Annotated in this window: 12 protein-coding genes; 2 read left to right on the forward strand and 10 right to left on the reverse strand. The window is 38.8% G+C overall.

Going from position 1 to position 12,411, the window contains the following annotated elements; all coding sequences use genetic code 11:
- Nucleotides 1-7: 7 nt before the first annotated feature.
- Together AAHI02_RS01020 and AAHI02_RS01025 are read left to right on the forward strand one after the other, a co-directional pair.
- Nucleotides 8-1,174: an ABC transporter permease gene (locus tag AAHI02_RS01020; RefSeq protein ID WP_346985031.1), complete on the forward strand. Its 1,167-nt coding sequence runs from the start codon at nt 8-10 to the stop codon at nt 1,172-1,174.
- Nucleotides 1,171-2,319, forward strand: coding sequence for an ABC transporter permease (locus AAHI02_RS01025; RefSeq protein ID WP_346985032.1), 1,149 nt, complete (start codon nt 1,171-1,173; stop codon nt 2,317-2,319). The genes AAHI02_RS01020 and AAHI02_RS01025 overlap by 4 nt, the downstream gene beginning before the upstream one ends.
- Nucleotides 2,320-2,558: 239 nt before the next feature.
- Here the strand turns inward: AAHI02_RS01025 and AAHI02_RS01030 are convergent, their stop codons facing one another.
- The 10 genes from AAHI02_RS01030 to AAHI02_RS01075 form a co-directional block, all read right to left on the reverse strand.
- Nucleotides 2,559-3,989 carry an anion permease gene (locus AAHI02_RS01030; RefSeq protein WP_346985033.1) on the reverse strand — a complete coding sequence of 477 codons (1,431 nt, stop codon included), beginning with the start codon at nt 3,987-3,989 and terminating at the stop codon, nt 2,559-2,561.
- A 19-nt stretch (nt 3,990-4,008) separates the two neighbouring features.
- Nucleotides 4,009-5,160 (reverse strand): porin, encoded by a 1,152-nt coding sequence (locus tag AAHI02_RS01035; RefSeq protein WP_346985034.1) that lies wholly within the window; start codon nt 5,158-5,160, stop codon nt 4,009-4,011.
- A 33-nt stretch (nt 5,161-5,193) separates the two neighbouring features.
- Nucleotides 5,194-6,243 (reverse strand): linear amide C-N hydrolase, encoded by a 1,050-nt coding sequence (locus AAHI02_RS01040; RefSeq protein ID WP_346985035.1) that lies wholly within the window; start codon nt 6,241-6,243, stop codon nt 5,194-5,196.
- Between the two features lie 412 nt (nt 6,244-6,655).
- On the reverse strand, nt 6,656-7,015 hold the full coding sequence (locus AAHI02_RS01045) for a prevent-host-death protein (RefSeq protein ID WP_346985036.1): 360 nt from the start codon (nt 7,013-7,015) through the stop codon (nt 6,656-6,658).
- A 128-nt stretch (nt 7,016-7,143) separates the two neighbouring features.
- Entirely contained in the window at nt 7,144-8,667 is a 1,524-nt protein-coding gene (locus AAHI02_RS01050) for a hypothetical protein (protein ID WP_346985037.1), read from the reverse strand.
- Complete coding sequence (locus AAHI02_RS01055; protein WP_346985038.1) at nt 8,573-9,943, reverse strand: hypothetical protein; 1,371 nt, start codon at nt 9,941-9,943, stop codon at nt 8,573-8,575. Before AAHI02_RS01055 ends, AAHI02_RS01050 begins: the two co-directional genes overlap by 95 nt.
- An 8-nt stretch (nt 9,944-9,951) precedes the next feature.
- A complete protein-coding gene (locus tag AAHI02_RS01060; RefSeq protein ID WP_346985039.1) occupies nt 9,952-10,977 on the reverse strand; it encodes a hypothetical protein in 1,026 nt (341 codons plus the stop codon).
- A complete protein-coding gene (locus AAHI02_RS01065) occupies nt 10,970-11,146 on the reverse strand; it encodes a hypothetical protein (RefSeq protein WP_346985040.1) in 177 nt (58 codons plus the stop codon). The genes AAHI02_RS01060 and AAHI02_RS01065 overlap by 8 nt, the downstream gene beginning before the upstream one ends.
- A complete protein-coding gene (locus tag AAHI02_RS01070) occupies nt 11,124-11,723 on the reverse strand; it encodes a molecular chaperone (protein ID WP_346985041.1) in 600 nt (199 codons plus the stop codon). Before AAHI02_RS01070 ends, AAHI02_RS01065 begins: the two co-directional genes overlap by 23 nt.
- A 143-nt stretch (nt 11,724-11,866) precedes the next feature.
- A complete protein-coding gene (locus tag AAHI02_RS01075; RefSeq protein ID WP_346985042.1) occupies nt 11,867-12,388 on the reverse strand; it encodes a hypothetical protein in 522 nt (173 codons plus the stop codon).
- Nucleotides 12,389-12,411 lie beyond the last annotated feature (23 nt).

Raw genomic sequence — 12,411 nt, forward strand, 5'->3', positions numbered from 1 at the left:
TTTAACATTGAATAAAATCAGCAATATCATGGTACGCGAATGGAAACGGATTTTTTCGATTCCGAATTTCTATGTGGTTCTGCTGGTTATTCCGCCTATTATTTTTCTGTTTTATGGCTTTATTTATCAGAAGCAGTTTGCCCGTGAGCTTCCGATGGCGGTTTGGGATGAAGACGGTTCTTCAGTTTCACGGACATTGACAGACATGATGGAGCAGAATGAGAACATTCATTTTACCCACGTGGTTTTCAGCAATGCCGAAATTGAAAAGCTGATGAAGGAAGGAAAGATCTTCGGAGCCGTTCATTTTCCTAAAAATATGGAATCGGATGCCAAGAAAAATCATCAGTCGAATATTACTTTATATACCAATGGTGCTTATCTGGTTCCTGCCAAAATGATTTATAAAGGTGCTGCCGAAATTATTATTAAAGGTGGACTTGCCGTAGTTCTTCAAAAAGCAGAAAAGCAGGGAATGCCTGCCGATAAAGCGAATACGCTTGTTCAACCGATCAAACTGAATACAACAATTCTTTACAATCCGGAATTCAATTACCAGATGTATCTCACGCCCGGATTGGTAACGGTAGGACTTCAGATGGCTCTGATTGTGGCTTCTGTGCTTATTCTCAATCTTGAATTTAAAAGAAATACCATCGAAAGTCTGTTAGATATTTCCACTTCATCTTCACAGATCGTTATCGGAAAAATGCTGGCTCATCTTTGTATCGCGTGGATTTTATTTATCCTGATCAGTTTTGTTGTGTTTCCTGTTTTTGATTTGGGAAAGCCACAAACGGATTTCAGCTTTTTTATTCTGTACACTTTACTGGCTCTTGCCTGTATAGGAATCGGGATGCTGCTTTCCGCTATCTCCGATAATCTTCTTTTTGTAGTAGACGTGGCGCTGTTTTTTACTTCTCCGGCATTTGTGTTCAGTGGTTTTACATTTCCCAGATGGGCTATGCCGTGGTATGATCAGATCTATGCGGATATAATGCCATACACTCATTTTCTGGACGGATTTATTAAGCTGTACTTCATGGAACTTCCGATCAGGTATGCATATCCTGAAATGGTTAAACTGCTGATCTTTACCGGTATCACATTTCCCATTGCGGTTGTCGTTTTTCAGAAGAAAATTAATCAATATCTAAAAAACATTCAGCATTGAAAGAAATTGTTGACATATTGAAAAGGGAGGTAAGAAATATCTCGAAAGATTCGAGTCTGTTTCTGATTTTGCTGATTGCACCTGTACTGTATGCTTTTATGTACGGCAGTATCTACCTTAATAAAGGCGAAGAAAAGGTAAAGCTTGCCCTGATCGATGCCGATGGAAGTGCAATTTCCCGGTTGTTGACGGATCAGCTTAATTCAACACCGATGATTGATATTATTCCCAGTTCAGATATTGCTGAAGCTCAGGAAAAAATGTATAAAGGTGAAGTGGAAGGATATTTTTATATTCAGAAAGATTTGGAAAAATATATTCTTTTACAAAAGCAGGCGAATGTTAATCTTGTTCTTAATGCATCGCGTTTCCTGCCTTCCAGTGATTTGCTGAGTACGGTGACCAAAGTCTGCCTTACCGTAGGAGCGGGGGTACGGAAAACCTACTTTAATAAGCAGGGAATGAATGAAGACGAATCTATGAAAATGACCAATCCCATCAATATGGATTACCGGCCGCTTTATAATTCAGGGATGACGTACGGTTCGTTTCTTTTGCCGGGATTACTGGCTATTATCCTTCAGCAGACCCTTCTGATTGGGGTAGCTGCGGGTTTCACATCAGAACGGGAAGAGAAAAAACTTCGTAGTCTTTATGAAATCTCAGGATTTAGCATTTCTAAAATAATTGTAGGCAAAGGAGTTCTGTATTTCTGTATTTTTATGATCTTCGGGTTATTTTTTGCGGTGGTTAATTTTTCAATTTTCGGTGTAGCGGTAAGGGGTGATTTCGTAGATCTCGCTTTTATTACGGCGATCTTTATTGCTTCTGTCATTATATTGGGAATGCTGATCGGGAGCTTCTTTAAAAGCAAACTTTTTGCATTTCAGGTTCTTGTATTTTCTTCTTATCCGATCTTTCTGGTGACGGGATATTCCATGCCTTATCAGTCTTTGCCAAAAGGAATTCAGGTATTCTCGGATCTTCTGCCGGCTTCTCCGTTTCTAAGGGTGTATATTTCCATTGTGCAGGCCGGCGGATCGGTTGCAGAGAATCTGGGATCGGTTGTTCATCTTTTGATATTGTTGGTTGCTCTTGTGATCCTTCTGATGACAAGGATAAAATATCTTCTCAGTAAAGCTTAGATACTGTCTGATCATCTGCAGGCGCGAGAATATTACTTGCAGGTGCGAGAATATAACTTCACATCACAACCTTTTGTGCATTTTGATTTATTTTCGTTCCTTCGACTTAGATTTTGAAAAATTATATTGAGAAGTCTGTGATTTTGAGGATAAATACCGTTCTCGATACATTTTTTCTTCACTTTGTTACGAAAAAAAATCGAAGTGACGAATCCAATACCAAAATATACAACGGATTATTAATAATATCCTAACACTTTCATCCAGAGTCCGCCAATTCCCATATAGATAATAAGAAGAACAATTCCGATCTCTAATCCGCGAAGCCACCAGGATTTAAGATCTACATATCCGCTACCGAAGAATACCGGAGCAGGGCCGTGGCCGTAATGAGTGAGTACTCCATAAATTGATCCCAGGAAACCAAGCATCATTGCCAGCAGCATCGGAGGAATTCCGACCGCGATACCAACGCTCAGCAAAGCGGCATACATAGCGGCAACGTGCGCTGTGGCACTGGCAAAAATATAGTGACTGAAAAAATAGACAAGGATAATCACCGGAAAAGCAACAGTCCAGGTCATTCCGCCAATTTCCGTTTTGATCAGGTTGCTGAACCATCCGATAAATCCTAATTCATTGAGTGAGCTTGCCATCATCACCAGAACGGCAAACCAGACAATCGTATCCCAGGCTCCTTTTTCAGCTTTTACATCTTCCCAAGTGAGAACAGAAGTGAGTAAAAGTAAAGTAAGTCCGATGAAAGCGGTTGTGGTAGCATCAATAGAAAGGCTTCCTCCAAAAATCCAGAGTGCCAGCAATATAAAAAAGGCGAGAAGCATCAGCCATTCGTTTTTGGTGATAGGTCCCATTTCCTTCAGTTTTTCAGCGGCCATTCTCGGGGCATCGCCTGTTTTTTTTAATTCCGGCGGATATAATTTATATAAAACCAAAGGAACGATAAAGAATGCTGCCAATCCCGGAATAAAACCTGCGGCAGCCCATGACATCCAGGTAATATCAATTCCTAAATTGGCGGCGAATTTCTGGCACATCGGGTTGCTGGCAGTTCCGGTCAGGAACATAGAAGATGAGATGAGGTTCATATAATAACTGTTTAAGGTTAAATAAGAACCTAACTTTCTGTGGGTTTCCGGCTTTTCGGGTACTGAGTCGAAGCTGATCGCCATAGACTTCATGATCGGATAAATGATACCGCCCCCTCTTGCCGTATTACTTGGGATGGCAGGAGCCAGACATACATCGGCCAGCCCAAGTCCGTAAGCAAGTCCCAGTGAACTTTTACCGAAAATTCTGATGAACAGAAAGGCGATGCGGTTACCCAATCCCGTTTTAATGAAACCTCTGGCTATAAAGAATGATATTCCGATCAGCCATATCACTTTATCTCCGAAACCGGAGAGTGCTTTGGTAATTGATTTTCCTGCGTCTCCGGGAGCCAGGACCTGTGTCAATGCGGTAAAACCAATTGCCATCATACACATTGTTCCCATAGGAGCGGCTTTAAGGATAATTCCTAAAATAGTAGCTGCAAAAATCGCAAACAAATGCCATGCATTTTCGCTGACACCTTCCGGAGCAGGAATGAACCAGATAATGAGTGCTACAGCAAAAGTAATGGCAACATTTTTAATATTTATTTCTTTCATGATGATTGAGTTTAATGTTTTAGAATCTGCTCTGAACCTGAATAATAAAGAGATTATTGTCGTACTGCGTTGTGTTTTCTACCTGATATTTGTAGCGGTCAAACTGCATTCCCAGCTGAATTCTGGCTCCGTAATTTTTCAGGAATTCAAGACCGAACATCGGGGTAATGGTTTGCCTTGGATTAGAATTTAATCTGAAATTGGTATCTAAATATTCGTAACGGCATGAAAGCTCGAAGGCACTTAAATTCCTGTGATTAACTTCATATCTTATGTTTGGCAGGAAATAAGCCCCGCGGATAAGATATTCATCAGGATTCTGAGACCTGGTTTCCGGATTGGCGGCAAAGTATAGGGGATGATTGGTTGCCTGTTTAGCTTCGAGCTGCATATCGAGACTCCATCTTGGATCAAAATTAACCAGTGAGCTTACATCTACGCCTACAGCATATATTTTTTTACCGAAAACTTCACCGACTCCGCCGTTTAAGCCAAGATTCAGATGATATTTTTCCGATAAACCGAATACAAGCCGGCTTGAATACTGCTTACCATTGTCATTATCATTAACCTGATTTTTACCATTCCCATTAACGACCGAAACGGCATATTGGAACGGAATTTCACCAAGATTGAGCTGCCCTGTGGCGGAAAGACCGATCTGAAAGCTCGTCCAGCCCAGTTTTCCAAACTCAGTGTATTGATTGGACCAATCCAGCGATTTGATGATGTCAATAGGGTAGGTCTCTTCAATCCCGAACCATGGACGGAACTGTCCTGCTGTAAAGGCGAGTTTGGGGCTAAAAGTATATTTTAAATAGGCATTTTCCAGTACTCTTGATTTGGGATCATTCTTGAAATCAGCGAGGTTGGCGAGTACGACAACTTCTGTCCGTTTACTTATTTGCGCACGCAGCTGAACCCTCATGTATTTGATCATGAAATTATTATCCGTACCGCTGTGATCGGAGTGGTGAAGGCCATTTACATCTACATCTTTGCTCATTCCTACCAGGTAACGTGCCTGGAACAGCCCTTTGATCTGAAGCTGTGGATATTTTACTTCTTCTTTTTCCTGATTAATGTATAAAGAATCGGGTTTTTGGGCGGCTGTTAAATAGAAAAGTATAATGAATAAGGATATTGCAGTCTTTTTGATATGAAAAGCCATACTATTATATTTAGTGAGATGTTTATTTCTGAATTAATTCAATCCTAAAAATTTAAAAGGTTTTGCTTCTTTAAAGCTCGTATTGGCCTTTCCATTATACGTTTGGAAATTGCTCAGATCAAGCTTCATGGTCTTTCCTTTATTGCTCAGATCAAATTCTTTAAGATTTACCCAAAATGTATTGGGTGTAAAAACGGTTTCAAAATAATAGGTAAGGTTTTTCTGATCGGAAACGGAACGCCATCTTGTAGAAGAAATATTTGGCTCAGTTTCGGAAGAGATTCCGTACGGAACTGAACAGTTACGGATTACGCTGAAAACGCTTGCTACTGCAGTTCTGGTATCTGCCGTCCGGGGAATGGCATTGATGTAATATGAAGCTCTTACGAAACGGTCTGCGGCACGGTTGGTTCCCGGCAGCATTACGGTTCCCGGAATTCCTTTCCAGTAATTGTTTAAGGCTAGCTGCTGATCAAAAACAGGAGAGTTTGTCATTACCGTATAATCGGAGGAATGATGAATGACTAATTTACCATTAATATACTCGAAAACGGCACTGTCTCCTGAGGCATCTGAAATTGAAAGGTGAACGGTGGTAAATCTTTCCGTTCCGGGAATATAATCGCTTACAATGATAAAGTTTTCTTTTTTTGCTTCATCTACAGCTTCTTTTACCGTACCGAAATTATCTAGAAAGTATTGTGCCCACAAGGATATGGCAATTCCTTTTTGTTTACCTTTCGGATCAAACTTAGGGTATTGAGACTCGCCGAGCCATAAGAGATTGGCTACAAGGCCGGCTTCATTCATTCCGTCGCTGGTAGCAATATCCCAGGAAGTACTGACAACACTGCCATACTTTGATTTCCATTTCATGGAGAGTGGTCCTATTTCGCCATTTCTTTCTGTTCCTTTGGGGAGAATCCAGATATTGGCGGGTATTTCATCACGCCAATCCATCGACCGAGCTGTAATTACGGTGTTTTCCGGACCTTTATAAACGACCCTTGTACAGGCTTTAAAATGGGTCCATAACTCTGTAGTAAGAGTGACTAATAATAGACTCAAGCATAATTTTTTCATGATATAGTATTTGGTGTGGTGCCGGAGATATTTAAAATGTTTAAAAATATCTCTTTTATTGTTGAAATAAATTTAATGAAAATTATGTTATAATTACCATTTTTTGACTGATAAATGTTTTGATTTCGATTTTTAAATATTAAAATAATGGAAATAAAACGTTGGAATTGAGGATCAGCAAATAAGAGTCACCGAGTGTATCTTAGTAAATGATACTGAGAATAATGGGAAATATAGGATTCGCGGGCAAGAGAAATTAGTGTACTCTTACACTGGGTAAATAATTTTAAGGGAAGCAGTTAATATCTGTATCTGAGCTCAGCCATTCATACGACAGCAGTGTTTTGCTGTCGCATAAAGCATAATCCAGCTAATGATCATTATGTGTTTTGGCCAAACTCAATACGGATAATTAATTGAGCTCATAATTTTGAATGATCATACTCAGCATAAAATGAACGTAATTCTGATCTGCCTCTTTTCTGTTGAGAAGCTTGTTTTTGTAATTATACGAGCTTAATATTTTTGATAATTCCTGATACGTTTCAAAATTGTTGTCTTTGATTTTTACTCTCAGATTTCCATCTCTTCTTTGAACAAGTTCGTCATCAAGTGTTCTTACTTTAAATATAACCTCACATAATTTGGGATTAAAATTCATTTTTCCGGTATATCTTTCAATGATATTCACCTTAAATGTATCGAATGTGATCGTGTTAAAGACAAGGTTTGAGCCAGACTCCTGTGTATTGAGATCAAGCGTGTAATTCATAAATTTAAATTTGTACAAATGTAGTCAGAAGATGAAAAAATTCAAAATAATTAGGGCATCTTATATGCCATTTGTTAAAATTTTTATTTTTCTGCTGATTCCGATAGCCGTAATCCGTGAATTTCAGGCTATTTGCTGGCAAATTTCTTAACTCTTATTTTCTTTTCTTTTACTTTTATGTCGAAAGTGGCAAGCTGAGTCATTTTTCCGGCTTCCACTTTGAAATCCTGCACTGTATTTTCACAGTAAGTATTGGATGGAAGGGAATTTTCGTTCAGTTTTATCTTGTAGTCTCCGGATTCGATGAAAGAGATGATTTCTCCGTTATCGTCAGTAATGACATGTCTTATTATTTTTTCATTTTTATAAATTTCAAAGGCTATTCCTCCGGATTTGGGTTCAAATTCAACTGCCTTTTTGGTATCATAGACATAATTTATTCTACCCTGAACGGTCCCGTTCTGATGCAGCGGAATCTGTAAAGAATACTGATGGGTATTAACATCAAATTCAGATTCATCATAATACCAGCCCTGCTGAATAACCTGTCTCAGAGTATATTTGTTGTAAGGAATCGCCTTGTATTCTATATTTCCGCCTTCATTGGTTTTGAACGAGATATTGTTAAGCATAATGATGTATCCTGCTGCTTTTTCGTCTCCTTCATCATACACATTGTTATTGTTACGGTCATAATACACAAAAGCCTTAATATTACTTTTCTTTCCGGAATCCAGATTATTGCTTCGTAAATTGATGGTAACGCCAACTTCAACGGTGAGAAGATTGTTGCTGAAATTATTCAGGGAATAATTGAACCACGATGAATTCATGTAAAAACCGTAACGCTCTTTTGAGTATTTCAGATTGACAAATCCGGAAGGCGATTTTCCGTAAAGTGTATCGTCGGTGTATGATAATCCTGAATTGATGCTCAGTTTGCCTTTAAGCATCGTATGCGTAACGAAAGCTGAAGCAGATGTTTTTTCGTAAGTGCCGGTACTTCCCAATAATTTTGAAAATGCATATTCTGAAAGATAATAGCTTCCGTACTGATAGATCAACTGAAAATTAAGCCATTTATAAGCATAATTTCCCGTAAATCTCATCTGATATTTTCCGGTATCGCTGTCGGGATAGTTTGCCAATCCGGTTTCTATACCTATAATGGAAGAGTGTTTTCTATCCGTACTCGACCAGCTTATACGCTCAACCAATCTTTTTGCGGTCATTTCTTTCAACTCTTTATTTTCTGTAAGACCGAAAAAAGTATTATATGTATTGGAATTTTCATTCTGATACTGAAAGCTGATCCCAAATCCGAAATTCTTTCTCTTGGGAAAATTGAATCCGGTTTCAAGTCTTGCACTGTTGGTTTCTAAATTATTGTTATAGAAATAAAATTTAGGCGAAAAATTAGAAATCATCATATTCGCATACACAGAGTGACCATTAAATATACTTCCTGAAACGTTTTGTTGGAGCTGGAAAATACCTCTCTGATTTCCGGGATAATAGTTTGAGCTAAAAGAATAGTTTCCGCTGATATTCACCTTGTTAATAGTCCCGGAATACTGGGTTTCCAAAGCCCCCCGATGGCTTTGTCGTGTTGATGCTCTCATAAATGCTGACTCCGCTGTATAATTTGGCACTGAGATTCCATTCTTTATTAAATGCATACTGAAAGTTGGTTCCCAGTAAATTATGCTTTACCTTTTCATAAGGATCACTTCTAAATACATATGCAGCTGAAATATTTCGGCTCGCATTGCTTGCTCCCAATGTTCCTCTGACGTAAAATCCGTAGCCTGATTTTAGGAAAGAGGTACGATCTATCAGACTGAAACTTTGATCAATGAAGCCAATTTCCAATCTTTTATTTTTATCCTGCGAAGTATAAGCATATTCTGCCCCCCGTCCGTAGAGGGAAAGTTCTATGATCTTGCTGATATTCCCGACTGTAAATTCACTTTTTTCCCTGCGATATGAGATGAAAGTATTATTAACAACAGGATCTTCGGGGCCATTGGTTTTATAAATATTTCCTCTGATAAAAACATATCCGGACGGAAGATTAAAACCTCCCGAACCAATAAGCTGATAGAGATAGGTTTGATTTCCCAGAAATCTGTAGCTTGTGGTAATACTGTTTTTGGTGTAATTAAGGTTGTTATTGTCTAAAGACTGGTAATGCTGTGTCGACGAATTGTTCTGAATAGATACGATGCTGTTTCCGAAAATTTCCTTATCCGGCTCTCTAAATCCGACGATGTTTACACTGAATTGAGGTGATTTCATTAAATTGCCTGATGGCCTGAAACGATAGATAAACACCGAATCTTTCTGTACTGACACGATGCCTTTCTTTTCCACAAAAAAACTTCCCTGATCTGCTTCAGGAATTTTAAATACAACCGTAACATGCTGAGTTTTGTTGCCTAAATTTGAAACCCTCGCTCTTACTTCGATAGAATCGGCTACATTACTCATGTAAATTAAAGGCGTATCTGTACTGATTGCCAGAGAATTGTTTTCGGGGATATCGTGGATGATCGTCTGTTTGATAACATCTTTATCCGCTATATCTTTTATAGTAAAACTGATTTCACTTTTCCCGGAGGCTGCGTTATTGTTGATCAGAATTTTCACAGGCAGATAGATATTGCTGCCCGAATCAATATCGATTTCGGCCATATTCCCGGAAATGTTTCTGAATCCTGAAGGAACAGTCACATACAGTTTGCCTTTAAAATGGGTCTGGGAATTATTTTTAATTTCAATAATGGTGCTTATAATACGATCTCTTCCCAGACTGGATTCGTCGCGGATTTCCATGCTGATACCGTTACCTGTTTGCGCTGAAACCGTAAGCGAGATGCATAAAGTAAAAAATAAAATGAAAATTTTCTGTAGGTTATTAGAGGACATTTGAGTTTTTATTGAGGTGTTATCTCATACTGAAGAGTTGCTGAATAGTCATCTGATTTGGCGTTAATAAAGATTTCATCATTATGAATGGTTGAATATTTTACATCATAATAAACGGTATTGCCCTGTGTGGCATTTCCTTTGGCGACGAGCTGTGAGACTGCGCTCAATGAGATCGGAAAAACGCTTGTATTGGCCACTGCGGAGCTTAGAGACATTTTCACCGCATCAATCGGGATAGTATTTCCATAGGAAGAAGTAAACTGAGATTGCAGTGATTTTAGCTTAATCTGGTAATTGGTATTGCTTTTTACGATTAAGGCATTATTGTATGTTACGCTTACTCCGTTGGTATAATCATCTATATTTTTAAATTCGAGTAGCGCATTCTGTGCGCTTGGAGCAAACGTCAATGAAAGCTCAGGAGCATCTATGGGAGGAACCCCGGAAAGCGTACCGATCTGCAGCTCAAAGTTATGATCCATTCTGCCGATTACATTATTGTACTGATCATACAACGTGAACTCCACAGGTGCATAGAATTTGATCCAGGAAGGGTAGCTGCCCAGATAGGCACCTCCTATCACACTTAAACTGAATTTTAGCTGTAAGCTGTAATATCCGTTCTGCTGAGAAGGCTGATTGTAAAGGGACGCGTTGGATTTAGGAACCAGAAATACTTCCTGGCCCTGCTGAAGTACCACGTTAAGAGGCATCCCAATCTGTGAAATAGTAGGAACAGGATTCGGATAAGCCTGGCCTGATGACGAAACCGGATGTAAAGAAACTTTGTTTCCGGGCATCGTATAGAGTCCGTCATTAGTCATAATCGGCTGTTTAAGCTTTGCAGACAGCCTCCAGAAGGGAACGTTGAAATTGCCGTTTCCGCTTAACATTGCGGTATAGGCATCGGGATTAGTATTTCCATCGTAAGAATTGATTTGCAGGTAGCTATTGATCCACGAATAATAAGAAATTTGTGAATATAAAAACTGCCCTGCTAACAACAGTACGAGTGAGAGTGTTTTAATCATACATAAAATTTAACTCGCCGAGTTCAAGATTATTATCACCGTAATCGATCATCACGGATGCTGTATATTTTCCTTTCGGAAGATCTGCGGGAAGAGAAATATCCATTTCTCTTTTATTACCCGGCATGGTGTAGAATACGATAGGGTCAACAGACACTTTTTTTGCCATTTTCCATGTTGACAAGATCTGTGAAAACCTTACCGTCTGTCCATATATTTCCTTCATTTTCGAAAAACAGTTCCAGCTGCTTTTTAGATTTCTCAAAAGTCAGATTCTGTATTTCTATTTTTTTTGTTTTAGCCGAAGGAAGAAGTTTATGGAATATTTTTATTCCTGACCGGATACTTACTTTTATCTTTGCACCTTTGCTGTCTACATCATCCACGGGATTCATCTGGTTTACATATAAAACTGCAGAATGTGCTTCCAATGTATCAGACAGTTTACTGGGAACTGTTATGGTAACATCAATATCCCTTCTCTCTCCCGGTCCTAATGTAAAATAATTGTCTTCTTTTTTTACACTGATCCATCCTGCGCAGGATACTTTCAGGGTATTGGCTGCAGACATAATGTTTTCACCCTTCTCATTGTATTCCCAGTCACCAAGGCTTATGGCCAAATCCAAAGAGTTTTTTGCACTCACGTTAGTAACCGTTATTTTCTGTGTATTACTGTTTCCTACGGTTGATTCAAAATACAGCCTCGGAGGCGAAACCGAAATGCCGGTCTGTGCCTGAATCATTGAAAGAAAAGAAACCAGAAAAAAAGCTGAAAAAAAAATGGAGTGAGTGGGTCTTGTTCATTGTAAAAGTAAAGACTGTGACAGCAGAAAAAAAATGCCACAATTACTTGTAGCATTCTATTTTTATTATAATCTACAGTATCTTATTGTGCAATAATAGTGTAGGTAAGTTCAGTAGTATATACCGTAGGATCCTGTCCTGCAATATAGTTGTCTAGGTATGCATTAGCACCTGCACCTTTGTATTCGATGTTGATTTTCTTGTCAACACCTCCTGAAGTGGAAGTTACTAAAGTAGTTTCGTTAGCAGATAGAGTAGCACCTTGTGTATATTGTGCTCCGTTTACGGCATCAGTACCTGCGCTGGCTTTAATCTGGATAGTGTTAGCCTGAATGTTTTTATTTCCGTTTTGTAAAGCCGAGTTAGCAGCTTTTACTTTCACCTGGAATCCTCCGGTACTGTAAATGCTCAAGTGGTCAGCGTTAAGGGATGATACACCATTAGCATAGTCATCTTTAGTTACGTAGTCTAAGTTAACGATTTTTTGTGAGTTGTTAACGACCAAAGTCTGAATAGGCTTTAATCTTACGTTTAGAGTAACGGTTTGTGCAGCGATTGTTGCAAATCCGAATAGAACAAATGATGCTAGAATACACTTTTTCATAAATGCGATTATTTTTTAATGTT

Origin of the sequence: Chryseobacterium sp. POE27, assembly GCF_039727685.1 — a bacterium.
Classification (GTDB): domain Bacteria; phylum Bacteroidota; class Bacteroidia; order Flavobacteriales; family Weeksellaceae; genus Chryseobacterium.

Bases quoted from the DNA above. Each gene is read 5' to 3' on its own strand.
- AAHI02_RS01030 (WP_346985033.1), bottom strand. From the start codon at position 3,989: ATGAAAGAAATAAATATTAAAAATGTTGCCATTACTTTTGCTGTAGCA.
- AAHI02_RS01035 (WP_346985034.1), bottom strand. From the start codon at position 5,160: ATGGCTTTTCATATCAAAAAGACTGCAATATCCTTATTCATTATACTT.
- AAHI02_RS01040 (WP_346985035.1), bottom strand. From the start codon at position 6,243: ATGAAAAAATTATGCTTGAGTCTATTATTAGTCACTCTTACTACAGAG.
- AAHI02_RS01045 (WP_346985036.1), bottom strand. From the start codon at position 7,015: ATGAATTACACGCTTGATCTCAATACACAGGAGTCTGGCTCAAACCTT.
- AAHI02_RS01055 (WP_346985038.1), bottom strand. From the start codon at position 9,943: ATGTCCTCTAATAACCTACAGAAAATTTTCATTTTATTTTTTACTTTA.
- AAHI02_RS01060 (WP_346985039.1), bottom strand. From the start codon at position 10,977: ATGATTAAAACACTCTCACTCGTACTGTTGTTAGCAGGGCAGTTTTTA.
- AAHI02_RS01065 (WP_346985040.1), bottom strand. From the start codon at position 11,146: ATGGCAAAAAAAGTGTCTGTTGACCCTATCGTATTCTACACCATGCCG.
- AAHI02_RS01070 (WP_346985041.1), bottom strand. From the start codon at position 11,723: ATGATTCAGGCACAGACCGGCATTTCGGTTTCGCCTCCGAGGCTGTAT.
- AAHI02_RS01075 (WP_346985042.1), bottom strand. From the start codon at position 12,388: ATGAAAAAGTGTATTCTAGCATCATTTGTTCTATTCGGATTTGCAACA.